The organism is Lentzea alba (assembly GCF_047445655.1).
GTDB classification, from domain to species: Bacteria; Actinomycetota; Actinomycetes; order Mycobacteriales; family Pseudonocardiaceae; genus Lentzea; species Lentzea alba_A.
Map to the genome: position 1 here is coordinate 75,896 of NZ_JAJAEG010000009.1, position 26,465 is coordinate 102,360.

Consider the following 26,465-nt stretch of genomic DNA (forward strand, 5'->3'; position numbering starts at 1 on the left):
GACCTGGGGCACCTGTGGCAGCGCTCGTTCGACCGCGGCTGGGCACCGCAGTGGCGACGTGTGGGGAAATGGTGAAAGGGCCGCTCACCGAAACCGGTGAGCGGCCCTGTCAGACGTACTGACTAGCTGCGGACCATCTTGCGCAGCACGTACTGCATGATGCCGCCGTTGCGGTAGTAGTCGGCCTCACCAGGCGTGTCGATGCGGACGACCGCGTCGAACTCGACCTTCGAGCCGTCGGCCTTCGTGGCGGTCACGTGCACCGTCGACGGCGTGGTGCCGTTGTTCAGCTCGGTGACGCCGGCGAAGTCGAACGTCTCGGTGCCGTCGAGGCCCAGCGACGACGCGTTGTCGCCGGCCGGGAACTGCAGCGGCAGCACGCCCATGCCGATCAGGTTCGAGCGGTGGATGCGCTCGTAGGACTCGGCGATGACGGCGCGGACGCCGAGCAGCGAGGTGCCCTTGGCCGCCCAGTCGCGGGACGAGCCCGAGCCGTACTCCTTGCCCGCCAGCACCACCAGCGGGACACCGGCGGCCGCGTAGGAGACCGAGGCGTCGTAGATGGTGGTCTGCGGGGCGCCCTCGGCGAGGAAGTCGCGGGTGAAGCCGCCCTGCACGTCGTCGAGCAGCAGGTTGCGCAGGCGGATGTTCGCGAACGTGCCGCGGATCATCACCTCGTGGTTGCCGCGGCGGGAGCCGTAGGAGTTGAAGTCCTTGCGCTCCACGCCGTGCTCGGTCAGGTACTTGCCCGCGGGCGAGTCGGCCTTGATCGAACCGGCGGGGGAGATGTGGTCCGTGGTGACGGAGTCGCCCAGGAGCGCGAGCACGCGGGCACCGGTGATGTCGGTGACCGGCGCGGGCTCCATCTCCATGCCCTCGAAGTACGGGGGCTTGCGCACGTAGGTGGACTCGGTGTCCCACTCGAACGTGTTGCCGGTCGGCGTGGGAAGCGACTGCCAGCGCTCGTCACCGGAGAACACGTTGGTGTAGCCCTTGGTGAAGCCCTCCGCGGAGATCGAGGTCGAGATGACCTCGGCGATCTCGGCCGGGGTCGGCCAGATCTCCGAGAGGTACACCGGCTTGCCCTCGGGGTCGTACGCGAGCGGCTCGGTGGTGATGTCCTTGTCCATCGAACCGGCCAGCGCGTACGCCACGACCAGCGGCGGCGACGCGAGGTAGTTCATCTTGATGTCCGGGTTGATCCGGCCCTCGAAGTTGCGGTTGCCGGACAGCACCGAGACGACCGCGAGGTCGCCTTCCTGCACGCCCGCGGAGATCTCCTCCTGCAGCGGGCCCGAGTTGCCGATGCACGTGGTGCAGCCGTAGCCGACCAGGTGGAAGCCGAGCTTCTCCAGGTACGGCATGAGGCCGGCGCGCTCGTAGTAGTCCATGACGACCTTCGAGCCCGGCGCCAGGGTCGTCTTGACCCACGGCTTGCGCTCGAGGCCGCGCTCGACGGCCTTCTTCGCCAAAAGCGCCGCACCCAGCATCACGGACGGGTTCGAGGTGTTGGTGCACGACGTGATCGCGGCGATCGCGACGGCGCCGTGGTCCAGCTCGAACTCGGCACCGTCGAGGGTGACCTTGATCGGGTTCGACACGCGGCCGGTGGCACCCTCGGCAGCGGACTGGAACACCTTCGGCGTGCCCGAGCCGTTGCCGCCCTCGTGGATGGCGGCGGGGTCGCTCGCCGGGAACGACTCGTCGACGGCCTCGTCCACGCCGGTCAGCGCCGGGGACTCGGTGTGCGCGACGTAGGCGCCCAGAGCCTGGCGGAACGCTTCCTTGGCGTTGGTCAGCTCGATGCGGTCCTGCGGGCGCTTCGGGCCGGCGATGGACGGGACGACCGTCGCCAGGTCCAGCTCCAGCGTCTCGGAGAACACCGGCTCGCGGGACGGGTCGTGCCAGAGGCCCTGCTCCTTGGCGTAGGCCTCGACGAGCGCGATCTGCTCCTCGGAACGGCCGGTCAGGCGCAGGTAGTCGATGGTCTCGCCGTCGATCGGGAAGATGCCGACCGTGGAGCCGAACTCCGGCGACATGTTGCCGATCGTCGCGCGGTTCGCCAGCGGCACGGCGCCGACGCCCTCGCCGTAGAACTCGACGAACTTGCCGACGACGCCCTGCTTGCGCAGCATCTCGGTGATCGTGAGCACGAGGTCGGTCGCGGTGGCGCCGGGGGGCAGCTCACCGGAGAGCTTGAAGCCCACCACGCGCGGGATCAGCATGGAGACCGGCTGTCCGAGCATCGCGGCCTCGGCCTCGATGCCGCCGACGCCCCAGCCCAGCACGCCGATGCCGTTGACCATCGTGGTGTGCGAGTCGGTGCCGACCAGGGTGTCCGGGTACGCCTGGCCGTTGCGGACCATGACGACGCGGGCGAGGTGCTCGATGTTGACCTGGTGCACGATGCCGGTGCCGGGCGGGACGACCTTGAACTCGTCGAACGCGGTCTGGCCCCAGCGCAGGAACTGGTAGCGCTCGCGGTTGCGCTGGTACTCGAGGTCGACGTTCTGCTCGAACGCGTCCGGGCGGCCGAAGATGTCGGCGATGACCGAGTGGTCGATCACGAGCTCGGCGGGCGCGAGCGGGTTCACCTTCTCGGCGTCGCCGCCGAGCTGCGTGACGGCCTCACGCATCGTGGCGAGGTCGACGACACACGGCACACCGGTGAAGTCCTGCATGACGACGCGGGCCGGCGTGAACTGGATCTCGGTGTTCGGCTCGGCGGCGGGGTCCCAGTTGGCGAGCGCGCGCACGTGGTCGGCGGTGATGTTCGCGCCGTCCTCGGTCCGCAGCAGGTTCTCCAGCAGGATCTTCAGGCTGAACGGAAGACGCTCTGCGCCCTCCACGGCGCTCAGCCGGAACACCTCGTAGGAGGAGTCGCCGACGTTGAGCGTTCCGCGGGCGCCGAAGCTGTCCTTACTAGTCACGTGCAACTCCATCTGGTGACAGCGCGGTGGTCAGTTCGGGGTACGGGGCAAGTCTTCCTCACCGGGTCGACCGGTGCCCCTCGACCCCAAACAGTACGCGCGTCCTGCTAGCCGCTTCAACCCAGGTTGCCCTAACTCGCGCTTCACCCTGAAGAGCTAACGTTTGGCCCCGTTTGAGGCGCTACTTTCGGGACATGCTGAGCGAACTCCAGAGACAGAACATCGGTGGGATCTTCGACGTTCTCGACACGAACTCCGACGGGGTGATCACCAACTCCGACTTCGCGGTGGTCGCGGCCCGGCTCGCGGCGATCCTCCAGCACCCGCCGACGTCCAGGCACGCCCAGTCGTTGTCCGAGGGCTACCTCGGCTGGTGGGAGCAGATCCGGTCGCACGCGGACGGCGACGAGGACGGCGAGGTCTCCCGCGACGAGTACATCGCCGCCGTCGACCGCGGCCTGCTGGAGGACGCGCGGTACCTCGACGTGATCGGCGACGTGTCCGGCCGCCTGTTCGCGGCCGCCGACAAGAACGAGGACGGCGCGCTCGGGGAGAGCGAGATGCTCGCCATCTACGGTGCGGTCGGGCTCGCTCCGGCGGTCGCCAGCGGTGCCTTCCTGCAGATCGACACCGATGGCGACGGCCGCATCAGCGAGGCCGAGCTGCGCGGGGCGGTGCGCGGCGCGTTCGCGAGCAAGGGGCCGGAGGAACCGGGGTCGAACATGCTCGGCAACGCCTAACGCTGCACCCCGATCCACCGGCGCCGGGTGAACTCGTCGAGGTCCACGTCGTCGGCGTCGGTCGGCCGCGGCCCTGCGTCGTTCACGTGAACGTTCTTGCTGTGCAGCTGCTGCGCGAATGCAAGCCCGCGCATCAGGTCGCCGGTGTGGACCGCGTTCACGAGCGCCTGACAGGAGTTGGTCAGCTCCAGGGCTTCCGCTTCGTCGTCGACCGCGGTCACGGGCGCGACGGGGCCGAACACCTCCTCGATGAACAAAGGCATGTCCGGTGTCACGCCCACAACGACCGTGGGTTCGTAGAAGAGGCCCTCGGACTTCCCGCCGATCACCACCGCGGCACCCATGTCGACCGAACGCTTCACCAGCGAATGGACCCGATCGCGCTGCTGAGCGCTGATCAACGGCCCGAGATCGACACCGGGCTCGGCCGGGTTGCCCGTCACGAGCTGTCCCGCCCGGCGCACCAGCTCCGCCACATACGCGTCGTGCAACGTGCTGTCGACGATGTGCCGCGACGAGCTGATGCAGGTCTGACCCTGGAAGTCGAACGACGACCACGCACCGCGGGTCGCCGCCTTCTCCGCGTCGGCGTCGTCCAGCACCACGAACGCGTTGGAGCCGCCGAGCTCCAGCGACGTGCGGCGCAGGCCGGCGATCGAGGCCATCAGCCGCCCGACCTCGTTCGACCCGGTGAAGTGGATCAACGCCACGTCCGGGTGCTCGGCGAGCGGCTGCCCGGCGTCGGGGCCGAGTCCGGTCACGACGTTGAAGACGCCGGGAGGCACGCCCGCCTCCGCGGCGACTTCGGCGAGCAGTTGCCCGCCCGCGATCGGGGTCAGCTCGGCGGGCTTCAGGACGACCGTGTTGCCGGCGGCGAGGGCGGGAGCGACGGCGCGCATCGCGAGAACCAGTGGGAAGTTCCACGGCGTGATCACGCCGACGACGCCGAGCGGCACGCGTTCGAGCAACGTCAGTTTGCCCGCCTTGGGAGAGGGCTGAACGTCCCCTCGCGACAGTGCGCCGAGGGTCGCGCAGATCTGCAGCCGCGAGATGGCCGCGGTGACCTCGCCGCGCGCCTTTGCCGTCACACCACCGGTTTCGCGGATCAGGACCGACGTGAACTCGTCCACACGGGACTCCAGCAACGAGGCCATCCGGCGCAGCACGGCGGCCCGTTCGGCGGGTAATCGGGCCGCCCAGCAGGGCTGTGCGGAGGACGCGCTCGCCACGGCCAAACGCACGTCGTCGACGGTGCCCAGCGCGTAACTGCCGATCTGAGCGCCGGTCGCTTTTTCGAACACTTCGGCCGTCGCCTCGCGGGCGGATACCACGAAATCTCCACCGATGTAATGACGACCAGTGGACATGCGCATTTCGAATTCCGATCTTGACAGTTCGTCGCGGGCAGGAGTAGGACCTCTTCGGTCCAAACGATAGTCGCTTAGCTGTGGAATGGAACTACTGCATGAGCGGAATACGAGCGGTCCTCCTAATTGTACTTCTCCTCGTTTCCGCGTGCGGTGGGAACACCTCGTCCAGTGATAGGACGACTTTGACGTGGTGGGACTACTTCGGATACTCGCCCGCCTCGGATCAGGCGGTCAAGACGCTGATCGAGAGGTATGAGAAGTCCCATCCCGGCATTCAGATCAAACGCACATCGATCGGATTCGCGGACTTCCACGCGAAGATCGTGCAGGCCGCCGCCTCCGGCACGTTCCCGGACATCGCCGCGGTCGACGCACCGGACGTGCCGCTGCTGGCCGGGCAGCGGTCGATCAGCGACGTCACCTCCAGGTTCGACGCCTGGGACCTGGGCGGGCAGTTCCTCGAACGGGTCCGCGAGGGCGTGAAGCACGACGGCAAGTACTTCGGCGTCCCGCTGCGCAGCAACACGACCGCGCTGCTCTACAACAAGAAGCTCTTCACCGGCACGCCGCCGACGACGTGGGCCGACCTGCGCGCCGCCGCCAAGGCGAGCACCACGGACAAGAGCGCGGGTCTGTGCTTCGCGGCCGCGGCCAACGAGCAGCTCACGTTCAACTTCCTGCCGTTCGTCTGGCAGGCGGGCGGCGACCTGAAGACGGTCGGCGACACCGCCACGACCGAAGCGCTCGGCTTCGTGAACTCACTGGTCAACGACGACAAGAGCGTGCCGAAGCAGGTGCTGCAGTGGGGTCACTCGGACGCGCAGAAGGCGTTCGAGGAAGGCAAGTGCGCCATGATGATCAACGGTCCTTGGGTCATCCCCGGGCTCAAGAAGGCCGGCCTCGACTGGGGTGCCGCGCCGTTGCCCAAGGGGTCCGCGGGGAGCGCGTCACCGCTCGGCGGCGAGGTCTGGGTCGTCGGCGCCAAGACCAAGAACCTCGACGCCTCGTGGGACGTGCTGACCTGGCTCGCCGAGCACAAGGGCAACGCCGCGGAATTCGGGGGCGGCCTCGGCTCGGTGCCGAATCGCACCGACACGCTGAACGACGCGGCGTGGCAATGGGATCCCGCCGTCGCCGCGTTCGCCGGGCAAATGTCCACGGCGAAACCGCGCAGCGTGTACGGGCCGCAGTACCCGCAACTGTCCGAAGCGGTCTGGACGATGGCTCAACAGGTGCTGACCGGGTCGAAGAACCCGCAGGACGCCGCCGCCGATGCCAGGAACCGAATCCAACCATTGCTGGGGAAGTAGTGCGCAAAACTCGAAAGCATTATCGGTTCGTCCTGACAGCGCTCGCCCTGACGTTGATGGCGTCCTGCGCGAGTGGCACGGCGGAAAGTGAGAGTCCCTCCCAAAGAACCATCACGTGGTGGGACTACTTCGGCTACTCGCCGGCGTCGAACCAGGCCGTGGACACCCTGATCGCTCGTTACCAGCAGGAACACCCGCACGTTCAGATCAAACGGACGGCGGTCGAGTTCGGGAAGTTCCACGACAAGCTCGTCGAGGCGGAGAGCAGCGGCACCTTCCCCGACATCGCCGTCGTCGACACGTCCGACGTGCCCTGGCTCGCCAGCCAGAACGCGATCGCGAACCTCACGCCGCAGTTCGACCGCTGGGACAAGGCGAACCAGTTCCTCGAACCCGTGCTGGACAGCGTGACCCACCAGGACAACCTCTTCGGCGTCCCGCTGCGCAGCAACACGACCGCGTTGATCTACAACAAGGACCAGCTCGCCCAGGCGAGCATCGCGACCCCACCCGCGACGTGGCAGGACCTGAGGACGAACGCGAAGGCGCTCACCGAGGACGGCCGCCACGGGCTGTGCTTCGGCGCGGCGGCGAACGAGACCCTGACGTTCAACTTCCTGCCGCTGCTCTGGCAGGCCGGCGGTGACGTCGGCACGATCGCCGAGAAGCCGGGCGTGGACGCGCTCGGGCTGCTCGACGCGTTCTTCAACAAGGACCAGAGCGTTCCCGAGGACGCGCTGACGTGGAGCCACTCGGACGCGCAGAAGGCGTTCGAGCAGGGCAGGTGCGCCATGATGATCAACGGTCCGTGGGTGCTGCCGTCGGTCGCCAAGGCGCCGTTCCAGTGGGGCACCGCACCGCTGCCCGCGGGGGAGAAGGGCGTGTTCTCGACGCTGGGCGGGGAGGCGTGGGTGATCGGTAGCCGCAGCCCCAACTCCGACGTGGCGTGGGACGTGCTGCAGTGGCTCGCGGAGTCCCGCAACAGCGCCAAGGAGCTCGGCGGTGGCCTCGGCGCGATCCCGAACCGCAACGACACGTTGAACGACCCGGTGTGGAAGTGGGGTCCGGGTGTCGGCGCGTACATCAGCGAGATGCTGTCCACGCGCTCGCGCAGCAACTACGGCCCGCAGTACTCCAAGGTGTCCGAGGCCGTCTGGACCATGACGCACCAGGTCGTGAAGGGCGAGAAGAAACCACAGGCCGCGGCGACCGAGGCGGCGGCCAAGATCAGGCCGCTGCTCCCGACCAGTTGAGCAGGTACCTCTTCATCGCACCGGCAGTGCTGTTCCTGTTGGCACTGCTGGTTCATCCGGTCGCGCTGAACGTCGTGATGTCGTTCCAGGACGTCACGGCGGCCACGATGCTGACCGGGTCGGACTGGGTGGGCTTCGAGAACTACCGCGCCGCCTTCGCGGACGAGCTGTTCGTGCGGGCGGCGTGGCACTCGGCGGTGTTCGCGGGCGCGTCGGTGACGGTGCAGGTCGTGCTGGGGCTGGGGCTGGCGTTGTTCTACGCGCAGGTCTTCCCTGGCGCGCAGGTGTTCCGGTCGCTGTTCATGGTGGCTCACGCGATCCCGGTGGTGGTGTCCGCGGAGCTGTTCCGGTGGCTGTTCGCCGAGCCGGGGTGGCTGGTCGACACAGATCTGGTGCTGCCGGCGTTGGTCGGGATCCAGTGCTGGCTCGGGGTTCCGTTCGTGATGGTCTCGCTGCTGGCGGGGCTGACGGCGGTGCCGCGGGTGCTGCACGAGGCCGCGATGCTCGACGGAGCCGGTGCGTGGCAACGGTTCCGGGCGGTCACCTGGCCGTTGTTGCGGCCGACCCTGCTGGCGACCGCGGTGTTGTCGACGATCTTCACGCTGAAGTCGTTCGACCTGGTGTGGATCGCGACGCAGGGCGGGCCGGCGAACGCGTCGGAGATCCTGCCGACGCTGGCCTACCGGCTGGTGTTCTCCAGTTTCCTGTTCGGGAAGGGCGCGGCGATCCTCAACGTCGTCTTCGCCGTGCTGTTCCTGTTGTCCGTGCTGTACCTCCGCGCGCAACGGCGGGAGGTGCTGTGAGGACTGCCGTCGGATTCGTGCTGGTGGCGCTGTACCTGTTGCCGGTCGGCGTGATGGTCGCGTATCCGACGCCGGAAGACTGGTCGTCGCGGATCCTCGGTGACCCACAGGTGTTCCGGTACGTGCTGAACAGCTTCGTCGTGGCGTCCGGGACCTGCGTGCTGACCCTGGTGCTGGCTGTTCCCGCGGCTTACGCGCTGGCGCGGTTGCCGTTGCGGGGCAAGCCGGTGCTCATGCTGTTGATGCTGTCGAGCCTGATGTTCCCGGCGATCATGCTCGCGACGCCGTTGTTCGTGGTGTTCTCGCGGTTGGGGCTCACCGACACGTATCTCGGCCTGATCCTCGCCGACACGACGTTGGCGTTGCCTTACGCGATCGTGCTGCTTCGGCCCGCGTTCGCCGCGGTGCCGCGGGAGTTCGGGGAAGCGGCGGTGATCGACGGTTGTTCGGCGTTCGGGGTGTTCTGGCGGGTGGTCCTGCCGCTGGTGCTGCCGGGTGTGGCCACGGTCGCGGTGCTGGCGTTCCTGTGGGGCTGGGGCGATCTGGTGTTCGCGTTGACCTTGGCCACCGACGACGAGATGCGGCCGGTGACGACCGGGCTGTGGGGGTTCTTCGGGGCGACCACGTCGGATTGGGGCGGGGCGATGGCGTTCGCCACCGTCGCCATGATGCCGCCGTTGGTCGTTTTCCTGATCTCACAACGACTTGTCGGCCCGGTACTCGCCCGGTGACCTGCCGGTGAACCTCTTGAACGCGGCGCTGAACGCGCTTTCGGTGCGGTAGCCGACGGTTGAGGCGATCGAGGCGACGGTGTCCTTGGTGTCCCGGAGCGCGCGAGAGGCTTCCTGCATGCGCAGGCGGAGCAGGTAGTCGAGCGGGGTCATGCCCACGATCTCCTTGAAGTGCAAGAAGAACGTGGAACGCGACATCGCGGCGACGCCGGCCAGTTCGCGGACGGTCCACGGGTGCGCGAGGTTGGCGTGGAGGGCCTGGAGCGCCGGTCCCAGCTGGGGGTGCAGCTCGGCGCTGTGGGTGTGGTCGCGCAGCACCTGCAGCAGCAGGACCTGGCAGAGGCGGTCGAGGATCATCTTGCCGCCGTCGATCTCGGTCCGGATCAGCTCGATGGTGGCCTTCACCTTGCCGGTCCGCGCGTGGACGACTGGTGGGAGCGTTTCGAGGAGCTGCGCGGTCTCCGGGGCGCAGGTGAAGCCCGCGCCGAGCAACGTCGTGTCGTGGCCTTCGCCGATCCTGCCGATGTCGCGGGGAGTGCCGTCGTCGTGCTCGTAGATCGGGCCGGCGAACACCGACGGTGTGTCCGGATCACTGGCGATGCGGTACGGGCGCCGACCGATGATGACGTAGCAGTCGCCCTCTTCGGCGATGAAGCTCTCCTCGCCCACGGTGATGTGCGCGCGGCCCTGGACGACGACCTCGACTCGCAGGTCCAGTCGTCCGACGAAGTGCATCGCCCACCGCCCGCCCGCGTGCAGGGGCGTGGCGACGCCCCAGTTCACGCTCAGCCCCGACAGGACGTGCTCCACGCTCGGACTCTCCCGACTCCGACGGCGGACTCTCGACGATGGTTTCTCCTGATCTTGCCTGGTTGGCGTACGTCGTACCGACTGAGGAGGATCTTTGATCGACCGTGGCAACCTGCTGCTCGTGCACGGCGCCTGGCACGGCTCGTGGTGCTGGGAGCTCGTCGTTCCCGAGCTGCGGTCTCGTGGCTGGACGACCTCCGTCGTGGACCTGCCGAGCACGTCGGGATCGCCGGTTGCGGGTGTGCGCGAGGACGCCGAGGCCGTGCGGGAGGCGTTGCTGGCGTTGGACGGGCCCGTGACGGTGCTGGCGCACTCGTACGCCGGTCTGCCGGTGGGCGAGGTCGCGGCGTCGGTTCCTTCGGTGCAACGGCTGGTGTACCTCGCCGCGCACGTGCTGGAGCCGGGCGAGAGCATCGTGGGGGTGCTGGGCGGTTCCTGGTACGAGCAGGGGACCAAGCTGCTGGACGTGCCGGAGCCCGCGCGGGACCTGCTGTTCGCCGATGTGCCGGACGACCTCGCCGGATGGGCCGTCTCACGGCTGCGGCCGCAGAGTGCGCGGGTGTTCGAGGACGAGGTGACGGCGGCGGCGTGGCAGACGTTGCCCACCACGACGATCGTGTGCGCGGAGGACGTGATCTTCCCGCCGGTGTTCGCTGATCGTCTCCGGGCGGGTGACGTGCGGACGTTGCCGGGGTCGCACTCGCCGTTCCTGTCGCGGCCTGCCGAGCTGGCCGAGGTGATGAGCGCCCTGGGGTAGCCCGGCGGGGGGCTGGAGGAGTCACCGGGCTACCCGCGGGAGGGCGGCGTGGCTACGCGCCGCCGTGGTCTCTGACGACCCTGCGGGCCGAGGCGAAGAGCATGCCGATGTTGACCGACTTCGGGCACACGACGACGGCGACGACGTCTTCGAGGTGGTTGTTGCGGATGAACAGGTGCGTGAGGTTGCTGCTGTTGACCAGGATCTCCTGGAAGTAGTGCTCGGCGCTGGAGATGCCGCGCCGCTCCTTGAAGACGTCCTCGATCATGGTCACCGTGCGGCCCTGGAAGAGGTCCAGCGTCGCGCCGGCGAGCAGGTCGAGCACCTCGGACGGGTGGCTCTCGGTCGTCTCGAACGACAGCAGCATTCCGGTGGCCATGTCGACGACGCCGGCGGCGACACAGGTCGGCACCTCCTGCCGCAGGTACCTGACCATCGCGGCCATTTGGTCGGACATGACCCCGTTGCTCATCTTCGTCATTTCACACTTCTTTTCAGGCGGCGGAGAGAATGGAGTTGGTGCGTTCGATCGCGGCTGTAGACGGCGGTTTGCTGGAATGCGCACCTGTCCGGCCACCTCGCTGGACCTGTGAGCTGTTCTGAGATTGGCGGGTGTCCGTTGTTCCGGTGACCAGTTCGCGCAGGCCGTGCAGCTCGGCGGCCGGCACGGCGTGATTCAAGGCTTTTTCCTCTCGGGTTGTTTGAACAGCTTCGGCAGCAGTTGACGTCTCAATGACCGGGGCAGCGGAACGTCGTCGCCCTGGTCGCCTGCCGCTGGCGGCTGGGGTGGAGGTGGCTGGGGTGGAGGGGGTTGGGGCGGTGGTGCCGGCGGTGGTGCCGGCGGTGGTCGCCGCGGGCGCGGCGGCACCGCGGGGCCGGGCGTGGCGGTGACGGTCGTGCCGGGAACGACCGCCAGCAGGCCGTCCGCGACCATCCGGCAGGCCTCGACCGTGACCGGGTAGACGCTGCGGCCCGCTGCGAAGGCGATGTCGCGCGTGGTGCGCCGCCCGGTGGCGTGCGCGAGGATCTCGGCCCGTACCGGACCGAGATCACGCAGCTCAGAGCCCCGCGTGGGGCCGACGCGGTCGCGGTGGGGTGAGAGCGGGTACTTCAGCGCGAGCAGCGAGGTGATGCGCCGTGAGGTCTCCTGGAGCAGGCGGACCGGGTCGGTCGCGGTGCTCATCGCGACGGGCACGTCCAGCGGCTGCGGGGTGAACGCGCAGTCGTCGATGTCGCCCGCGACGATGGTGAACGCGGCGTCGTGCGTGGCCATCATGGCGACGACGTGCAGTTCGGTCTCGCCGATGGCGCCGCGGGTGCCGGTGGTGAGCGCGGTGGTCCACTCGGATTCGCTGATCCGTCCCGTGCGCAACAACAGCGCGTCCGGTCCCGGTGAGCCCGCGCTTTCCGCGCAGATGATCCCGCCATTGCGCAGATGAATTCTGCCGCCGGGATTTCCGAGGATGTGCAACGTGCCGGTGGCGCGGGCCGCATCTCGTCCGGTCAGCGCACCGGCGAGCAGATCGAAGGAGAATTGCGCACCGCTTTTCAGGGTGGTCACCACATTCCGTCAACTGAGCTTGAGGCAACTCATCCTTGTTGCTCGGGTGACGGTTTGTCGCCACCTTTCACTCGATCGTGTGAAAAGTGAAGGAGCTATATTCATCGGGCATGCATTTGGTGTGACGCAGAGTTTTGTCAGGCGAACATGAGAATAATTCCGAAGGTGGTCAGCATCAGCAGTTTCGCGCATTCGAGCACGATGTAGGCCAGGTGCGCGCGGGACCGGGGAGGCGTCCCTCCGTCGATGATGAGCTGAGCTCTGGCTTCGAGCCTCGGCCGCAGCAGCAGAACCTGCGCCGCCAGCGTCACGGCCAGCGCGATGAACAGCAGCGCCGCGGCCAACGGACGCGGGGCGAGAGCGAGGGTGAGCGCGGTGGCCGTCGCGAGCACGATCTCGGCGACGTTCAGGGCGCGGAACACCAGCCGGCCGATGCCGAGACCCAGCGGCAGCGTGATGCCGGGGGCGCGGAACTTCAGCGGTGCCTCGATCGAGATCGCCAGGACCATGCCGAGCCAGATGCACGCCAACGCGAGCGGAAGAGGTGTCATGGATGGTTATCTTGGCGTGGTGCTCCTCGATCAGGTTTCCAAGCGGTACGGGCGCGGGCCCTGGGTGCTGCGCGACCTCACGCTGGAGGTCACCGGCCTGACCGTGCTGACCGGTGCGAACGGCACCGGCAAGTCCACGCTGCTCAAGATCGCCGCCGGGGTGCTGCGACCTTCTTCCGGGCGCGTGGTCCGGCCCGCGTCGGTCGGTTATGTGCCGGAACGGTTTCCCTCGGACGTGAAGATGTCCGCTTCGTCGTACCTGGCGCACATGGGGCGGATTCGCGGTGCGGCGGCGGGTGACGTGCTGGAGCGGCTGGGGTTCGTCGGGTCCATGACGGTGCCGATGTCGGAGCTGTCGAAGGGGAACGCGCAGAAGGTCGCGCTGGCGCAGGCTTTTCTGGCTTCCGACGTGCTGGTGCTCGACGAGCCGTGGACCGGGCTCGACCCGGCTGCGGCGGCTGAGCTGGTGACGTTGCTGGAGGGGCGGACGGCGCTGGTGTCCGATCACGAGGGACACCTGGCCTCGGCGACTCGCGTGGATCTCGCCGGCGGGCACGTGACGATCGAGCTCAGCCGGGTCGTGGGGCTGGACGCGTTGGAGGCGTTGGAAGGCGTGCGTTCCGTGCTGGCGCGGGGGTCGTCGGCGCGGGTGGTGGTGGCGCCGGACCGCAGCGACCACGTGCTGGCCGAGGCGTTGCGGCTCGGGTGTTCGGTGCGGAGCGTGCGATGATCTCCCTGGTGCGGTACCTCGCGGCCGATGTCCTTCGGGGGCAACGGTATTTGGCGCCTTTGCTGGTGTTCCTCGGTGTGCTGGGGATGCTGTTCGCGTACGACCCAGGGCCGCAGCTGGCGGCGTTCTCCGGGTCGTCGGCGTTGATCTACCCGATCGGCGCGTGGCTGGCAGTTGTCGTGGCGACGTCGGAGGACGTGGTGCGGCGCGAGGTGACCGTCGTGTCGGCCGGCGCGTGGTCGCGGGTGCTGACGGCGGTCGCCCTGACCGCGGTGCTGTTCGGGCTGGCGTTCGCCGTGGTGGCGACGGTGTGGCCGGTGGTCGCGAGCCCGCGCCCGTACACGGTTCTGCAGTTCCTGGCAGGGCTCGGGGTGCACTCCGTGTCGGTGTTGCTCGGTGTCGGCGTCGGGCTGATGTTCGCGCGGCCGGTGCTCGACTCGATCGGCCGGACGGTGCTGGTGGTGTTCACCGTCGTGGTGATGACCTATCCGCTCGGGCGGTACACGCCGTTCGGGTGGGTGCTGGACGCGTTGGGGGACAACCAGGTCACGTTGCCCGTGCTGTGGGCCGGCGTGATCGGTTTCGCGCTGGTGGCGGGCGCGGTGGTGGTCGGGGCGCGGCGGGTCTGATGCGGGCCAACGTGCTCGGACCGCTCCGGGTCGTGGTCGGCGGTGTTCCCGTCGAGGTGCGCGGCAAGCGGCTGCGGTGGTTGCTGCTGCGGCTGGCGATGGAGCCGGGGCGGGTGGTCGCGGCCGAGCGGCTGATCGCGGATCTGTGGTCTCTTGAGCGCCGGTTGTCGGTGCGGCGGCGTTGCAGTCGTTGGTGTCGCGGTTGCGGCGGACGGTCGGGGCTTCCGTCGTTTCGTCGCATGCGCTGGGGTATCGGCTGGAGGCTTCCACCGACGTCGAGGAGTTCTCGCGGACGGCGGCCCGGCAGTTCCGGGCGGCCGTCCACTCCGGACTCGGGCTCGCGCTCACCAGGCTCGGGCAGCTGGAGAAAGCGGGCGAGGAGCACGAGAAGGCGCTCGACACCGTCAAGGAGAGCGCGGACGGGCCCGCGCGAGCCACGGTGCTGGAGCTGTACGCGGACTGGCTGCTCGTCCAGGGCGACCCGACAAGCGCCGGGAACGCCGTGGACGAGGCGGAGCGGCTACGCGGCGGCCCCAGCAGCGACCCGGCGGTGGTGCAGTTGCGTGACCGGGTTCGCGCCGAAGTAGGCGTCGATCGCTGAACGGCCGATGGCAGCGGCGTAGCCGTCCGGGCGGACCAGCACCGAGCCGTCGGGCAGCTCCAGCGTCACGAAGTCGGGGCCGCGCAACAGGTCGAAGATCCGGCCCCCGGCGGTGACCCCGTCGGGCACGCGGTCGCCGGGCTGCAGGCCCTTGCCGCGGGAGCCGGCGAACGGCGCGGGCGCGGCGTCGACGATGCGGAACGGCACGCCGTGGCGCGAGAGGTCGAGGGCCAGGGTGAGGCCGGTCGGGCCGGCACCGATGATCAGAACCTGAGTGTCCATGGCCGCAACACTCGGCCCGTGAACTGCCACGGCCCTGTCACCGCGCTGTTGCGGGTGACAGGGCCGTGGCTGAACTTCGGAAACTTACTTCTTCATGAGCTCGATCAGCGCGTCGACGTCCTTCGGCTCGAAGCCGCGGAACAGCGTGAGCGCCAGCTCGTAGTAGGAGCGGACCGGGCTGACGTACCACTTGCCGTCGACCTCGGTGGACACGACGCCGACACCGGTCTTCATGATCGACGAGGCCACGCGGCCGATGACCTCGACGGCCTCCGCCGGGATCTTGCCGCCGCCCTGCTGCTGCATGAGCTGGGTGATCTCGTCCGCGCACAGCTTCTGCGACCCCTGGCCGGGGGCCTCGACCGAGTAGCAGTCACCCTCGCGGGCGATCGTGACGTTCTCGCCCTCCACCGTCACCGACAGCTTCTTGACCGTGACCTGCTTGCCACCGGTCACGTCCTTGACGTCGGTCTCCAGCGCGTTCAGCTTGGCCTCGGCCGGCTTCTGCGAGCCGATCTCCTCCAGCAGCAACGGGCCGAGGTCGTGCAGCACACCGGCCTCGTCCGGCGGCAGCGTCGCGATGGCCTTCTGGAAGTCGCCCTCCAGGACGGCGTTGACGAGCTGCTTGGCGGCGGCGTCCGCCGATGCCGCACCGGCCGGCGCGAAGCCCTGCGCGGGCCACTTCTTCTTGTCCTCCTCCAGAATCGCGTTGGCGATCGTGTAGAAGGCGCTCGGGTACCACTTGTCGCCGACCTTGATCGACGCGATGCCGATCGGCTTGCCGCGCTTCTGGACCTCGGCGGAGATGTCGTAGGTCTTGGTCTCCGACTTGGTCAGGCTGACCTTGTCGCCGATGGCGTCCATCAGCTTGTCGGTCAGCGGGACCTTGGAGATGTCCGAGGTGATCGTGATCTTGCCCTCGGTCAGCTTGTTGATCGTGAGGTGGTCGTTGATCTTCTCCGCGGCCGCCTCGTCGAACTTGATGTTCTCGCTCTTGAACTCGACGCCCGACATCTTGTTCGGGTCGGCGTCGGGCTTCAGGATCTCGAGACGCTTCATCTCCTTCGTCATCGACTCCATGTAGTCCTTCGACAGCGCCGCCTCCGCGGGCGCCAGCGAGGCCATGATGCCGACGACGTCACCGCTGCCGAGCTGTTCGATGAGGTTCTTCGCCGCGACGGCAGGGGTGTCCTGACCCGCGTTCGCCGCCGGGTCGGACCGCTTGATGAGGAAGAACGTCGCCGCGCCGCCGACGAGGAGCAGCACGGCGACGACGGCCGTGATGACCAGGCCGGTGCGCTTCTTCTTCGGCGGCTCGCCGCCCATCGGGGCGTAGCCGAACGGCTGCTGCTCGAAGCCCTGCTGCTGTCCGTAACCCTGCTGGGGGAAGCCCTGCGGCCCGGTCTGGGGGTAGCCCTGCTGCTGGCCGTAACCCTGCTGGCCGTAACCCTGCTGGGGGAAGCCCTGCGGGCCGGTCTGCGGCTGACCCTGCGGGTAGCCACCCTGCTGCGGGTAGCCACCTTGCTGGGGGTAGCCACCTTGCTGGGGCTGCTGCCCGTACGGGTTGTTCTGCGGCTGCCACTGTCCGCCGCCGCCACCTGGGTAGCTCACGGGTTCCCTCCTGGAGTTCTCACTGCGCTGCGCCTGGTCGACGTGAGCACCGTGATCGCCCCCACGATCGTCAGCACTGCACCTGCGAGGGTCACGGCCGGTCCGGCGATGCTGATTCCGACCAATGCGCCCTTGCCGTCCCCTTGGACCACGGCTAGTAGGCCTACGGTTCCCCCGATCGTGCCAAAGAGAAGGCCGACGCACGCGGCAAACCGACGAAAACGGACCACGAACAGAGCCACCGCGATCATCGCGAGGGGCGTGAGACCCACCCAGACCGACGTGACGACGGTGCCCGCCACCCCGTCCAACCCGGCGAGATCACGCAGCGAAAGCACCTCGTAACTGTCCCTCGTGGTCGATCCGGATTTCAGCCAGGGAAGGAAAGTCCCGGTGATGGAAGTGATCAAGCCCACTGCCGCGATCGCGGCTCCCACTGCGCTGCGCACCGGACTAGTGTGAACCGATGGCCTCTCAGGCGTGCGCTGAGGCACGGACACTGATCGCGTCCGCGCACCGGATCACGGTGCTGACGGGGGCCGGTGTCTCCACGGATTCGGGCATTCCCGACTTCCGCGGCGCGGACGGTCTGTGGACGCGTGACGCCGACGCGGGCCGCTTGGCTTCGTTGGACGCCTACGTCTCCGATCCCGAGGTGCGCAGACTCTCGTGGCGGACGCGGCTCGACAGTCCTGTGTGGACGGCCAGGCCGAATCCGGCGCACAAGGCGTTGGTGGAGCTGGAACGGTCCGGGCGGTTGCGCACCGTGGTCACGCAGAACATCGACGGCCTGCACCAGAAAGCTGGTTCGGATCCGCATCGCGTGCTGGAGCTGCACGGCACGTTGCACGCGACGGTGTGCCTGAGCTGTGGTGCCACGGGCCAGATGCGCGACGCGTTGAAGCGCGTCGCCGAGGGTGAACCGGAGCCGGACTGCTTGCGGTGCGGCGGAATCCTCAAGTCGGCCACGATCTCGTTCGGGCAGGAGCTCGACGGTGAGGTGCTGCGGCGGGCGCGGCTCGCCGTGCTGGACTGCGACGTGCTGCTGGTGGCCGGTACATCGCTCTCGGTGCAGCCCGCGTCCGGCCTCGTGCCGCTGGCCGCCAAGACCGGGGCGCAGGTCATCATCTGCAACGCCGAACCGACTCCGTACGACTCGCTCGCGGCCGTTGTCCTGCACGAACCTGTCGGCGAGGTGCTTCCCGATCTCAGTTCGGTTCCTCCATCCGGGGGAGGCCGATTCTCGTCCTGGGGAGATCCGAGCACCTGGTCGTAGGGTCGGACCATGCGCGTACCGCTGATCACCACGGACTTCCTGGACCGGGCGTCGTTCGCGTTCGGCGCGACGACCGCGACCATCGACGAGCCCGACCAGCCCGCCAAACCGGTCGAGACGACGACGTATGCGGAGATGGCTGTTCGCGTGCGCGCGTGGCAGGCCGGGCTCGACGCGTTGGGCATCGGCGAGGGCGAGCGGATCGCCGTCGTCAGCCACAACTCGGCGCGGCTGCTGGAACTGCTGCACGCGGTCCCCGGCAGCGGGCGGATCTGCGTGCCGGTGAACTTCCGCCTGCGACCCGACGAGGTGAAGTACATCGTCGAGCACAGCGGGGCCTCGGCGTTGTTCGTCGATCCGGAGCTGGAGCTCGACGACGTGGTGGCGCGGCACCGGTTCACGTTGGGCGAGGAGTCGGAGTCGCTGCTTCGGTTCGATGTGGAGCCACGGCCGTGGAGCGAGCCCTCGGAGGACGCGACCGCGACCATCAACTACACGTCCGGAACGACGGCGCGGCCCAAGGGCGTGCAACTCACGCATCGCAACATCTGGCTGAACGCGGTTACGTTCGCCATGCACACCCGTGCGTGGGAAGGCGACGTGTACATGCACGTCCTGCCGATGTTCCACTGCAACGGCTGGGGCATGCCGTTCGGTCTCGCGGGTCTCGGCGTGCCGCAGGTGGTGCTGCGCAAGGTCGACGGCGCCGAGATCCTGCGTCGTGTGCGCGACCACGGCGTCACGCTGATGTGCGGCGCACCGGCTGTGTGGAACGCCGTGCTCGACGCCGCTGCATCGTGGGACGGTGAGATCCCCGGCCGTGACCGCGTACGGATCGTGTGTGCGGGCGCGCCGCCGCCGTCGCGCACGATCCAGCGCGTGACCGAGGAGCTCGGCTGGGAGTTCCTGCAGATCTACGGCCTGACCGAGACGGCGCCGCTGCTCACGTTCAACCGCGCCCAGCCAGGACCTGTGGGTGAGGAGAAGGCGAAGAAGCAGTCACGGGCTGGTGCGCCGGCGTTGGGCGCGCAGCTGCGGATCTCGGACAACGGCGAGGTGATGGCGCGCTCGAACGTGGTCATGGAGGGCTATTGGGAGAACCCGGAGTCCACCGCGGACGCGATCGAGGACGGCTGGTTCCACACCGGTGACGGCGGTTTCTTCGACGACGAGGGCTACCTGACGATCTCGGACCGCAAGAAGGACGTCATCATCACCGGCGGCGAGAACGTGTCGTCGATCGAGGTCGAGGACTGCCTGTTCTCGCACCCGGCCGTCGCCGAGGTCGCGGTCATCGGTGTGCCCCACGAGAAGTGGGGTGAAACGATCAAGGCATTGGTCGTGCGCTCGGGTGACGTCACCGAGGCCGAGTTGATCAAGCACTGCAAGGAGCGGCTCGCCGGGTACAAGGCGCCGACGTCCGTGGAGTTCCGCGACTCGATCCCGCGCACGGCGACCGGCAAGATCCAGAAGTTCAAGCTCCGCGAGCCGTACTGGGCGGGCCGGGACCGAGGCGTCAACTAGGCCACTGGGGCGACACGCCGGACTCCGATCGTCCCAAAAGGACCACCGCCCGTGTTCCACTGTGACACGTGTGGTTGACGGTGCGTTAGTTCCAGATGCGCCGGATGGGTCTGATTGGTCTAATGCGGTCGGAGGTGATGTCCGGTGTTGACACGACTCTCCGCCGTGTTGGTGTTGTTCACGGCCGTCCTCACGGGGACGGCCAATGCTGTGCCGCCACCTCCGCCGAACCCCAGTGACGCGGAGATCTCGGCGTCGCGGGCCGAGGCCGACGCGAAGGCGTCCCGCGTGGGCGAGCTGACCGGCCGGCTGACGCAGGCCGAGTCGCGCCTGCAGGAGCTGATGGACGACGTCTCCTACAAGCGCGAGCTCGCGAACAAGGCCCGCGTCGACCTGGAGACGGCGATCTCGGAGGCCGAGTCCGCCCGCCGTGAGGCTGCCGCCGCGCGCGTTGAGGCCGATGCGGCATCTCGTGCCGTGGAGGAGAGTCGGCGCGCACTGGATGAGTTCGCCGCCGCTTCCTATGCGCAGGGCAGCACCATCGGTTCGTTCTCCGCCTACATCGGCGCGAAGTCGCCCGAGGACCTGCTGGCCCGCGCCCAGATGCTGGAGGCGGTGTCGGCGTCGAGCCTGAACCGGCTCGACCAGGTGACCCGCGACCAGGGCACCGCCGCGAACCTCGACGCCGCCGCTCGTGCGGCCGTGCAGAAGGCCGAGTCGAAGCAGGCCGCCGCCGACGAGGCGAAGAAGGTCGCGGACTCCGCGCAGCAGGTGGCCGTGCAGGCCCACACCGCGCAGGCATCGGCGACGGCAGAGCTTCAGTCCGATAAGGACGCTGTCGAACGTGAGCTGGCATCGGCGCGTGGTGAGGTCAACGGCCTTGAGGCGCAACGACGTCAGTACGACCAGTGGGTCGAGGCGAAGAAGCGCGAGGATGAGGAGAACGCACGCCGTGCGGCGGCCGCAGCAGCAGCCTCCGCTCCTGCTCCCCAGGCACCTCGTCGTCCGGTCGCCGCACCTTCGGGCAGCCGCGTGCAGACCGTCATCAACCGTGCTTTGTCCCAACGTGGCGTGATTTACGCGTGGGGTGGCGGCAACTACAACGGCCCGACGTACGGCGTGCGCGATGGCGGCGTGGCCGACTCGTACGGCGACTACCGCAAGATCGGCTTCGACTGCTCGGGCCTGATGATGTACGCGTTCGCTGGTGTGGGCGTGTATTTGCCGCACTACAGCGGTTATCAGTACAACTCCGGCCGCAAGGTGCCGCTGTCGCAGATGGCGCCGGGGGACATGATCTTCTGGGGTCCGGGCGGTGGCACGCACGTGGCGCTGTACCTGGGCGGCGGCATGATGGTCGAGGCGCCGCATTCCGGTGCTGTGGTGCGGATTTCGCCCGTGCGGTACGGCGGCATCATGCCGTTCGTGACGCGCCTGCTGTGAACCCCGGTGACCCGCCCGACGGACGGGCCACCGGGAGACCTGTCAGGCAGCCTGCAGGCGGAGCGGGAACGTCTTCCGGTACGGCCGGATCAGCCAGTTGTTGTACGGGTGGACGGACACGCCGTCCGGGCCGCGCACGATGACCTGTTCGATGCACCAGGGGTCACCGTGGTCGTCGAACGCGAGGTCGACCGACCGGATCGGGCCGAGGTCCTGCATGGTGAAGTTGAACGAGTCGGTGCTGCCGCGCTCGAACTCCTCGGCCGGGTGGTCGAGGACGAACCACGGGCTGGTGATGTCGCCGTGCAGACGCGCCTCGACTCGGGCGTCGGTGCCCGCGTCCGCGACGTCGCAGGTCACGACCAGGACGTTGTACTGCGCCGGCACGGCCTGGGCAGGCGTCGCCACGGTGGTGGCGAGTGCCGCGGCCGCGATGCCGACGATCGCACGAGCTGCGAGCTTCATGCTCGGGTCCCCTCTGCGTTGCGGAATCGATGAAAACCGCAGTTCAGGGCATGCCTGAACCCGGTGACCCGCCGCAGGGACGGGTCACCGGGAGAGCGGCTCAGGCCCTGTTGAGGCGCAGCGGGCTCGTCTTCGGGAACTTCTGGCGGAGCCAGTTGTGGAACGGGTGGATCGTCACCGCGCCGTTCGGGTGGCGGACGGTGACCTCCTCGAGGCACCAGTGCGGGCTGTCGTCGTTGTTGGCGAAGTAGATGTCGATCGAGGTGACGGTGCCGAGGTCGGTGAACGTCTTGTCGTAGACGTCCGTGCGGCCGCGCTCGCGGTCGTCGCCGGGGTTGTCGAGGTTGACCCAGCCGGTCGAGGCGAGGGTGCCGTTGAAGCGCGCCTCGACGGTGGAGTCGGTGCCCGCGTCCTCGACGTTGCAGGTCCGGACCTCGATGTGGTAGTTGCCGGGCGCGGCCTGCGCGCTGCCCATCCCCATCGTGGCGGCGAGTGCGGCGGCCGTGAGGCCGACGATCGCACGAGCAGTCACCTTCATGGTGTGTTCCCCTCTTGTGGTGTTGCGGTACTGGGGATGAAGGTGTCAGCCGGTGATTGCACGACTATGTGCTGATGTTGAAATCAGCAGGTCAGAGTGCGCGTTCCCAGCGCTGGCCGGTCACGTCGTGGCCGAAGCTGTGTTGCGGCGTCTTCTCCGTCAGCTCGAATCCGTGCGCCTCATAGATCTTGCGGGCTGACGTGAGGCCTTCGACTGTCCACAATGCAATGCGCACATATCCGGCATCACGCGCGAACTGGACGCATTTCTCGACGAGCCGGTTGCCCGCGCCGTGTCCGCGCGCGTTCGGGTGCACGAGCAGCACACGCAGCTTCGCGGTCGTGTCGGTTTCCTTCGTGCAGAAGATGCACCCGACGCGTTCGCCGTCGAGCTCGGCGATCCAGGCGGCTTCTTTCGCGTCGTCGTGGTCCGCCGCGAAGTCGCCGACGATCTTGGCCACGAGCGCCTCGAACGAGGTGTCCCAGTCGTGCTCGGCGGCGTAGAGCTCGCCGTGCGCCTGCACCACCCAGCCCAGGTCGCCGGGTTTGCCGAGGGGTCGGATCAGCATTTGAGTTCCTCCCACTGACACGAGTGTTTCAGTAATGCGACAATAACTCTCATGCCGTCCGCGCGGGAAACCGAACTTCTCGAAGCCGCCTACCGGTACGTGCTCACCCACGGCCTGGCGGACGTGTCGCTGCGCCCGCTGGCGGCGGCCATCGGATCGAGCACGCGGGTGTTGCTCTACCTGTTCGACAGCAAGGAAGGCCTGGTCAGGGCGTTGCTGGCACGCGCACGTGCGGACGAGCTGGCGCTGCTGTCCGACATCGGCACGGGTCCGGGCGTCGTCGAACGGTTGTGGGCGTGGCTGTCCGCGCCGGCGCATCGGCCGTTGCTCACGTTGTGGCTGGAGGCCTACGCCCGCTCTCTCGTGGAACCAGACGGGCCGTGGGCAGGCTTCGCGCGCGCGACCGTCGACGACTGGTTGGAAGTCCTCAAGGCCGCGCAGCCTTCAGACGTGCGCGACACGGCTGAAGGGCTGGCGTGGCGCACGCGGGAGCTTGCGTTGCTGCGGGGTGCCTTGCTCGACCTGCTCGCGACGGGCGAGGTCGAGCGCACCACCGCGGCTCTCAGCGCAGTTCGAGAATGACGTTGTCCGCGGACTCCGAACCGCCGGGTCCGTGGATCTGGATGATCTCGACGATCTCGTCGAACAGCGTCGGGCCCTCCGCGCGCCGCGCGCTGTCGATCCTGGCCTGGACGTGCTCGCGGTTGGTCGGGTGGCAGGTGACGAGCATCCGTTCCAGCCGCTTGAGCGTCGCCTCGTACCCGAGCGCCTCGCGGGACCGGTCGGAGTTGAGCCACCGGAAGATCCAGCCGCGCTCGGGGGTGCCGAAACCGCCGCGGAGGATGTCGTTGAACGCGTCCAGGCTCTCCTTCCAGACGTGGTCGTCGAGCAGCTTGCTGAACTCGCGCGCGAAGCCGCCGAAGTCGGAGAAGAGGTCGCCGTCCACGACCAGCACGGGCAAGTCGCACTTTCTTCCGTTCACTCCACTAGTTTGGCGGGGTGAAGGTAGTGATTTTCGGTGCGTCCGGAATGGTCGGTCAGGGTGCGCTGCGGGAGTGCCTGCTCGACCCCGACGTCGGCTCCGTCGTGACGGTGGGACGGTCGCCGCTTCCGGCTGCCGACCCCAAGCTGCGGCACGTCGTGCACGCCGATTTCGGTGACCTGTCGCCGATCGCGGCCGAGTTGTCCGACGCCGACGCCTGCTTCTACTGCATGGGCGTGACGTCGGCGGGTCTGACCGAGGCCGAGTACACGCCCGTGACACACGACTACGCGCTTGAGGCGGCGCGTGTTGTCGGTGGCACGTTTGTGTACGTGTCGGGCGAAGGTGCGGACGCCGAGAGCAAGACGATGTGGGCGCGGGTGAAGGGGCGCACGGAGAACGAGGTGCTGGGGTTGGACCGGCCGGCGTTCGTGGTGCGGCCGGGGTTCATCCAGCCGCGGCACGGCATCACGTCGCGGACCCGGATCTACCGCTACATCTACTCGTGGTCTTCGTGGCTGTTGCCGTTGTTGCGGAAGGTGGCGCCCAAGTTCGTCACCAGCACCGACCAGCTCGGGCGGGCGATGGTCGCGCTGGCGAAGGGTGCTCAGGCGGCGCGGGTTCTGCGCAGCGACGAGATCAACCGGCTGGCGTCGTGACGCTCGGCTGACCGAGGAGCGCACGCTGCGGCGCGCCTGCATCGGTTGCGGTCCCGCGGCGTTGATCGCCGACTCGCTGAGCGCTGGGGGCGAGGAGGACGCGGAACGCGCACCTGCACGTGTGGCGGCGAGGAGTGCGCCGCCACACCCGGGCTGTCGAGGCCCAAGCAACGAAGTACGCGGGATGGCCGTCGGATTGCACTGCGCGGTCCTGTGCGGCCAACGATCACGTGACGAGCCGTCACCTGGTCACGCGGGCTTGAACGCGTCCTCGGTCTTGACCACGCCCGCCGCACGGCCCGGCGCGGTGTGGTTCTCCCAGTAGAGGTTCGTGTGCGCGATGACCTTGTCCGGGGTGGGCGCGCCCCACTCCGACAGGTCCTCGGTCGTGTGCGCGTCGCTCACCAGCAGGGCGTCGTAGCCGCGGACGATCGCGCCGTGCAGGGTCGAGCGGATGCACTCGTCGGTCTGCGCGCCGGACACCACGAGGCTGCCGATTCCCTTGCCTGCCAGCACGTCTTCGAGGTCGGTGTCCTCAAAGGAGTCGGCGTAGGTCTTGTGCACCACCGGTTCGCCGTCGGCGAGCTTGAGCTCGGGCACGAACTGCCAGCCGTCGGACTCCTTCGGCATGTGCTCGGGGTTGCTGTGCTGCACCCACACGACGTCGACGCCGGCCGCGCGGGCCTTGTCGACGAGGGTGGCCACGTTGGCAACGACCTCGTCGCGGTTGTGGGCGTGGTTCACGACGCCGTTCTGGACGTCGATCACGAGCAGTGCGGTGTTGGGGCGGTTCGCCAGAGTCGTCACGCGGGTCACACTATGCCTCAGGTCTGACAATTTTCAGCGCGAACGCAGGCGGCGCAGCATTCGTGCGTCCTCGAAGCCGACGTTGCGTGCGGCGGTCTCGACCGTGGCGCCCTGGCCGATGAGGTGTTCGGCTCGTTCCACGCGCAGCGCCTGCTGGTACTTCAGCGGCGTCATGCCCGTCGCCTTGCCGAACAGCCGGGTGACCGTTCGCTCGCTGCACCCGGCGAGCGTGGCCAGTTCGGTGAGTGAGAGGCGGTCGGCGAGGCGTGACTCGATGACGTCCTGAACGCGGTGCACGGTTTCGTTGACGTGCGAACGGTGGCGCAGCAGGACGCTGGCCTGTTGGTCGTCGCCGTTCCTGCGCGCGTAGACGACCATCGTGCGTGCGACGGCGGCCGCGACAGACGGGCCGTTGCGCACGGCAACGAGGTGCAGGGCCAGGTCGATGCCGCTGGCGATGCCGGCGGACGTCACGACCCGATCGTCTTCCACGTAGAGGACGTCGCGCACGACGCGTGCGGCTGGGTAGCGGCGTTCGAGCTCGTCCTGCAGTTCGTGGTGCGTGGTGCAGCGGCGGCCGTCGAGCAGACCTGCGCGACCCAGCGCGTCTGCGCCGGCGCACACGCTCGCGACCGTGCCGCCTTTCGAGTGGTGCGCGCGCAACCACGTCAACGCGCGCGCACTCAACGCACCGGAACCCACGATCTTCGGCGACCGCCACCCCGGCACGAACACGAGGTCGTGCACGTCGAGAGAGGGCAGCTCGGTCGACGCGCCCAGCGGCACGCCCTGATGGCTGAGCACGGACTCCGCGTCGCCCACGTACGACAGCTCGTAGCCGTCCACGAAGTCGTCCGCGCTGGAGAACACCTGCGCCGGCCCCGCGAGGTCGAGCAGGTGCACTCCAGGTACGAGCAGGAAAACGACTCTGGTCACGATCCGGTCAGCGTACTCACGTCCGAGATCCGCGCGAACCGACCGGCGAGCACGTACTCGGTCCGCTCGATGATCTCCTCGACGCCCAGCACCTTCCCGGTCCGCCAGTGCGGCAGCGGCGTCGTCGCGGTCGCGTCCGTCACGAACGTCATGTCGAACCCGAGGTCCGACCCCACCCGCGTGGTCGTCTCGCAGCACTGCTCGGTCCGGATGCCGCTGATCAGCAGCTCCCGCACGCCGTGCTGGGTCAGCGTCTGCTGCAGGTTCGTCGTGGTGAACGCGTTGTGCGACGTCTTGGTCAGGATCTGCTCGTCGTCGAGCGGCTTGAGCCCGTCGATCAGCCGCACGTGCCCGAGCGCGGGGTCGAACACGTTGCCGGAGCCAGGTTCGGCGTGCAGCACCCACACGACGAGGTCGCCGTTGTCGCGCGACATGTCGACCAGCCGGTTCACCTTGCCCGCGATGTCCGGGTTGGACACCTCCGCCCAGTTGGGGCGCTGGCGGAACGACTCCTGCACGTCGATGACGATCAATGCTCGCTTCATGCCACCAAGCCTCGCCGGAACCAGAACGGGGAAACAGGCACCACCTGGCCGAG

30 protein-coding genes and 1 pseudogene are annotated in these 26,465 nt (G+C 68.3%); 14 read left to right on the plus strand and 17 right to left on the minus strand.

Going from position 1 to position 26,465, the window contains the following annotated elements; translation table 11 throughout:
- Positions 1-122: 122 nt before the first annotated feature.
- Positions 123-2,942 carry an aconitate hydratase gene (locus LFM09_RS16385; RefSeq protein WP_414097301.1) on the minus strand — a complete coding sequence of 940 codons (2,820 nt, stop codon included), beginning with the start codon at positions 2,940-2,942 and terminating at the stop codon, positions 123-125.
- 182 nt (positions 2,943-3,124) lie between these two features.
- Between LFM09_RS16385 and LFM09_RS16390 the strand changes: the two genes are divergently transcribed.
- Positions 3,125-3,670 (plus strand): EF-hand domain-containing protein, encoded by a 546-nt coding sequence (locus tag LFM09_RS16390; RefSeq protein WP_414097302.1) that lies wholly within the window; start codon positions 3,125-3,127, stop codon positions 3,668-3,670.
- On the opposite strand, the gene LFM09_RS16395 is transcribed toward LFM09_RS16390, so the two are convergent.
- Positions 3,667-5,001, minus strand: a complete 1,335-nt coding sequence (locus LFM09_RS16395) for an aldehyde dehydrogenase family protein (RefSeq protein WP_414097303.1) — start codon at positions 4,999-5,001, stop codon at positions 3,667-3,669. The genes LFM09_RS16390 and LFM09_RS16395 overlap by 4 nt on opposite strands.
- A 221-nt stretch (positions 5,002-5,222) precedes the next feature.
- Here LFM09_RS16395 and LFM09_RS16400 point away from each other — a divergent pair, with 221 nt between their 5' ends.
- From LFM09_RS16400 to LFM09_RS16415, 4 genes are read left to right on the plus strand one after another with little or no spacing between them, the layout of a single operon-like run.
- The gene (locus tag LFM09_RS16400; protein WP_414097304.1) at positions 5,223-6,350 is read left to right on the plus strand and encodes an ABC transporter substrate-binding protein; all 1,128 of its coding nucleotides are present in this window, start codon (positions 5,223-5,225) and stop codon (positions 6,348-6,350) included.
- Entirely contained in the window at positions 6,350-7,603 is a 1,254-nt protein-coding gene (locus LFM09_RS16405; protein WP_414097305.1) for an ABC transporter substrate-binding protein, read from the plus strand. The genes LFM09_RS16400 and LFM09_RS16405 overlap by 1 nt, the downstream gene beginning before the upstream one ends.
- The gene (locus LFM09_RS16410; RefSeq protein ID WP_414097306.1) at positions 7,600-8,406 is read left to right on the plus strand and encodes a carbohydrate ABC transporter permease; all 807 of its coding nucleotides are present in this window, start codon (positions 7,600-7,602) and stop codon (positions 8,404-8,406) included. Before LFM09_RS16405 ends, LFM09_RS16410 begins: the two co-directional genes overlap by 4 nt.
- A complete protein-coding gene (locus LFM09_RS16415; protein ID WP_414097307.1) occupies positions 8,403-9,137 on the plus strand; it encodes a carbohydrate ABC transporter permease in 735 nt (244 codons plus the stop codon). Before LFM09_RS16410 ends, LFM09_RS16415 begins: the two co-directional genes overlap by 4 nt.
- On the opposite strand, the gene LFM09_RS16420 is transcribed toward LFM09_RS16415, so the two are convergent.
- Complete coding sequence (locus LFM09_RS16420) at positions 9,102-9,947, minus strand: AraC family transcriptional regulator (RefSeq protein ID WP_414097308.1); 846 nt, start codon at positions 9,945-9,947, stop codon at positions 9,102-9,104. The genes LFM09_RS16415 and LFM09_RS16420 overlap by 36 nt on opposite strands.
- A 94-nt stretch (positions 9,948-10,041) precedes the next feature.
- Here LFM09_RS16420 and LFM09_RS16425 point away from each other — a divergent pair, with 94 nt between their 5' ends.
- On the plus strand, positions 10,042-10,704 hold the full coding sequence (locus tag LFM09_RS16425) for an alpha/beta fold hydrolase (RefSeq protein WP_414097309.1): 663 nt from the start codon (positions 10,042-10,044) through the stop codon (positions 10,702-10,704).
- 52 nt (positions 10,705-10,756) lie between these two features.
- On the opposite strand, the gene LFM09_RS16430 is transcribed toward LFM09_RS16425, so the two are convergent.
- From LFM09_RS16430 to LFM09_RS16445, 4 genes are all read right to left on the minus strand, one after another.
- Positions 10,757-11,185 carry a hypothetical protein gene (locus LFM09_RS16430; RefSeq protein ID WP_414097310.1) on the minus strand — a complete coding sequence of 143 codons (429 nt, stop codon included), beginning with the start codon at positions 11,183-11,185 and terminating at the stop codon, positions 10,757-10,759.
- Positions 11,186-11,198: 13 nt separating this feature from the next.
- Complete coding sequence (locus LFM09_RS16435) at positions 11,199-11,384, minus strand: hypothetical protein (protein WP_414097311.1); 186 nt, start codon at positions 11,382-11,384, stop codon at positions 11,199-11,201.
- Positions 11,381-12,265 carry a hypothetical protein gene (locus LFM09_RS16440; protein WP_414097312.1) on the minus strand — a complete coding sequence of 295 codons (885 nt, stop codon included), beginning with the start codon at positions 12,263-12,265 and terminating at the stop codon, positions 11,381-11,383. The genes LFM09_RS16435 and LFM09_RS16440 overlap by 4 nt, the downstream gene beginning before the upstream one ends.
- Before the next feature lie 137 nt (positions 12,266-12,402).
- Positions 12,403-12,816 carry a hypothetical protein gene (locus LFM09_RS16445; protein WP_414097313.1) on the minus strand — a complete coding sequence of 138 codons (414 nt, stop codon included), beginning with the start codon at positions 12,814-12,816 and terminating at the stop codon, positions 12,403-12,405.
- On the opposite strand from LFM09_RS16445, the gene LFM09_RS16450 reads away from it, so the two are divergent.
- From LFM09_RS16450 to LFM09_RS16460, 3 genes are all read left to right on the plus strand, one after another.
- On the plus strand, positions 12,815-13,546 hold the full coding sequence (locus tag LFM09_RS16450; RefSeq protein WP_414097314.1) for an ATP-binding cassette domain-containing protein: 732 nt from the start codon (positions 12,815-12,817) through the stop codon (positions 13,544-13,546). The two genes, LFM09_RS16445 and LFM09_RS16450, sit on opposite strands and share 2 nt — an antisense overlap.
- On the plus strand, positions 13,543-14,175 hold the full coding sequence (locus tag LFM09_RS16455) for a hypothetical protein (protein WP_414097315.1): 633 nt from the start codon (positions 13,543-13,545) through the stop codon (positions 14,173-14,175). The genes LFM09_RS16450 and LFM09_RS16455 overlap by 4 nt, the downstream gene beginning before the upstream one ends.
- A 181-nt stretch (positions 14,176-14,356) precedes the next feature.
- Complete coding sequence (locus LFM09_RS16460) at positions 14,357-14,776, plus strand: tetratricopeptide repeat protein (RefSeq protein WP_414097316.1); 420 nt, start codon at positions 14,357-14,359, stop codon at positions 14,774-14,776.
- A 138-nt stretch (positions 14,777-14,914) separates the two neighbouring features.
- On the opposite strand, the pseudogene LFM09_RS16465 reads toward LFM09_RS16460, so the two are convergent.
- The 3 genes and pseudogenes from LFM09_RS16465 to LFM09_RS16475 all read right to left on the minus strand — a co-directional run.
- Positions 14,915-15,058: pseudogene (locus tag LFM09_RS16465) on the minus strand (FAD-dependent monooxygenase); the annotation flags it as partial.
- 84 nt (positions 15,059-15,142) lie between these two features.
- Positions 15,143-16,669 carry a flagellar basal body protein FliL gene (locus LFM09_RS16470; protein WP_414097317.1) on the minus strand — a complete coding sequence of 509 codons (1,527 nt, stop codon included), beginning with the start codon at positions 16,667-16,669 and terminating at the stop codon, positions 15,143-15,145.
- Positions 16,666-17,118 carry a hypothetical protein gene (locus tag LFM09_RS16475; protein ID WP_414097318.1) on the minus strand — a complete coding sequence of 151 codons (453 nt, stop codon included), beginning with the start codon at positions 17,116-17,118 and terminating at the stop codon, positions 16,666-16,668. Before LFM09_RS16475 ends, LFM09_RS16470 begins: the two co-directional genes overlap by 4 nt.
- Before the next feature lie 17 nt (positions 17,119-17,135).
- Here LFM09_RS16475 and LFM09_RS16480 point away from each other — a divergent pair, with 17 nt between their 5' ends.
- The 3 genes from LFM09_RS16480 (at position 17,136) to LFM09_RS16490 (ending at position 20,912) form a co-directional block, all read left to right on the plus strand.
- Complete coding sequence (locus LFM09_RS16480; RefSeq protein ID WP_414097319.1) at positions 17,136-17,945, plus strand: SIR2 family NAD-dependent protein deacylase; 810 nt, start codon at positions 17,136-17,138, stop codon at positions 17,943-17,945.
- A gap of 9 nt (positions 17,946-17,954) precedes the next feature.
- A complete protein-coding gene (locus LFM09_RS16485; RefSeq protein ID WP_414097320.1) occupies positions 17,955-19,469 on the plus strand; it encodes a class I adenylate-forming enzyme family protein in 1,515 nt (504 codons plus the stop codon).
- A gap of 144 nt (positions 19,470-19,613) precedes the next feature.
- The gene (locus LFM09_RS16490; protein ID WP_414097321.1) at positions 19,614-20,912 is read left to right on the plus strand and encodes an NlpC/P60 family protein; all 1,299 of its coding nucleotides are present in this window, start codon (positions 19,614-19,616) and stop codon (positions 20,910-20,912) included.
- Positions 20,913-20,954: 42 nt separating this feature from the next.
- Here LFM09_RS16490 and LFM09_RS16495 read toward each other — a convergent pair whose 3' ends face one another.
- The 3 genes from LFM09_RS16495 to LFM09_RS16505 all read right to left on the minus strand — a co-directional run bounded on the left by LFM09_RS16495 (position 20,955) and on the right by LFM09_RS16505 (position 22,483).
- On the minus strand, positions 20,955-21,377 hold the full coding sequence (locus LFM09_RS16495) for a PLAT/LH2 domain-containing protein (protein WP_414097322.1): 423 nt from the start codon (positions 21,375-21,377) through the stop codon (positions 20,955-20,957).
- A gap of 100 nt (positions 21,378-21,477) precedes the next feature.
- Entirely contained in the window at positions 21,478-21,915 is a 438-nt protein-coding gene (locus LFM09_RS16500; RefSeq protein WP_414097323.1) for a PLAT/LH2 domain-containing protein, read from the minus strand.
- A gap of 91 nt (positions 21,916-22,006) precedes the next feature.
- Positions 22,007-22,483, minus strand: coding sequence for a GNAT family N-acetyltransferase (locus LFM09_RS16505; protein ID WP_414097324.1), 477 nt, complete (start codon positions 22,481-22,483; stop codon positions 22,007-22,009).
- A 51-nt stretch (positions 22,484-22,534) separates the two neighbouring features.
- Between LFM09_RS16505 and LFM09_RS16510 the strand changes: the two genes are divergently transcribed.
- Positions 22,535-23,065, plus strand: a complete 531-nt coding sequence (locus LFM09_RS16510) for a TetR/AcrR family transcriptional regulator (RefSeq protein ID WP_414097325.1) — start codon at positions 22,535-22,537, stop codon at positions 23,063-23,065.
- On the opposite strand, the gene LFM09_RS16515 is transcribed toward LFM09_RS16510, so the two are convergent.
- Positions 23,046-23,465 (minus strand): barnase inhibitor, encoded by a 420-nt coding sequence (locus tag LFM09_RS16515; protein WP_414097326.1) that lies wholly within the window; start codon positions 23,463-23,465, stop codon positions 23,046-23,048. The genes LFM09_RS16510 and LFM09_RS16515 overlap by 20 nt on opposite strands.
- Before the next feature lie 17 nt (positions 23,466-23,482).
- On the opposite strand from LFM09_RS16515, the gene LFM09_RS16520 reads away from it, so the two are divergent.
- Positions 23,483-24,124, plus strand: coding sequence for an epimerase (locus LFM09_RS16520; RefSeq protein ID WP_414097327.1), 642 nt, complete (start codon positions 23,483-23,485; stop codon positions 24,122-24,124).
- A gap of 249 nt (positions 24,125-24,373) precedes the next feature.
- Here the strand turns inward: LFM09_RS16520 and LFM09_RS16525 are convergent, their stop codons facing one another.
- The 3 genes from LFM09_RS16525 to LFM09_RS16535 are packed head-to-tail and all read right to left on the minus strand — an operon-like array spanning position 24,374 to position 26,412.
- Entirely contained in the window at positions 24,374-24,931 is a 558-nt protein-coding gene (locus tag LFM09_RS16525) for a cysteine hydrolase family protein (protein ID WP_414097328.1), read from the minus strand.
- Between the two features lie 33 nt (positions 24,932-24,964).
- On the minus strand, positions 24,965-25,867 hold the full coding sequence (locus LFM09_RS16530) for a GlxA family transcriptional regulator (RefSeq protein WP_414097329.1): 903 nt from the start codon (positions 25,865-25,867) through the stop codon (positions 24,965-24,967).
- A complete protein-coding gene (locus LFM09_RS16535; protein WP_414097330.1) occupies positions 25,864-26,412 on the minus strand; it encodes a cysteine hydrolase family protein in 549 nt (182 codons plus the stop codon). Before LFM09_RS16535 ends, LFM09_RS16530 begins: the two co-directional genes overlap by 4 nt.
- Positions 26,413-26,465 lie beyond the last annotated feature (53 nt).

Coding starts and splice junctions, on each gene's coding strand:
- LFM09_RS16390 (WP_414097302.1), top strand. CDS start 3,125: ATGCTGAGCGAACTCCAGAGACAGAACATCGGTGGGATCTTCGACGTT.
- LFM09_RS16455 (WP_414097315.1), top strand. CDS start 13,543: ATGATCTCCCTGGTGCGGTACCTCGCGGCCGATGTCCTTCGGGGGCAA.
- LFM09_RS16430 (WP_414097310.1), bottom strand. CDS start 11,185: ATGACGAAGATGAGCAACGGGGTCATGTCCGACCAAATGGCCGCGATG.
- LFM09_RS16480 (WP_414097319.1), top strand. CDS start 17,136: ATGGCCTCTCAGGCGTGCGCTGAGGCACGGACACTGATCGCGTCCGCG.
- LFM09_RS16385 (WP_414097301.1), bottom strand. CDS start 2,942: ATGGAGTTGCACGTGACTAGTAAGGACAGCTTCGGCGCCCGCGGAACG.
- LFM09_RS16510 (WP_414097325.1), top strand. CDS start 22,535: ATGCCGTCCGCGCGGGAAACCGAACTTCTCGAAGCCGCCTACCGGTAC.
- LFM09_RS16445 (WP_414097313.1), bottom strand. CDS start 12,816: ATGACACCTCTTCCGCTCGCGTTGGCGTGCATCTGGCTCGGCATGGTC.
- LFM09_RS16505 (WP_414097324.1), bottom strand. CDS start 22,483: ATGCTGATCCGACCCCTCGGCAAACCCGGCGACCTGGGCTGGGTGGTG.
- LFM09_RS16485 (WP_414097320.1), top strand. CDS start 17,955: ATGCGCGTACCGCTGATCACCACGGACTTCCTGGACCGGGCGTCGTTC.
- LFM09_RS16500 (WP_414097323.1), bottom strand. CDS start 21,915: ATGAAGGTGACTGCTCGTGCGATCGTCGGCCTCACGGCCGCCGCACTC.
- LFM09_RS16450 (WP_414097314.1), top strand. CDS start 12,815: ATGGATGGTTATCTTGGCGTGGTGCTCCTCGATCAGGTTTCCAAGCGG.
- LFM09_RS16495 (WP_414097322.1), bottom strand. CDS start 21,377: ATGAAGCTCGCAGCTCGTGCGATCGTCGGCATCGCGGCCGCGGCACTC.
- LFM09_RS16535 (WP_414097330.1), bottom strand. CDS start 26,412: ATGAAGCGAGCATTGATCGTCATCGACGTGCAGGAGTCGTTCCGCCAG.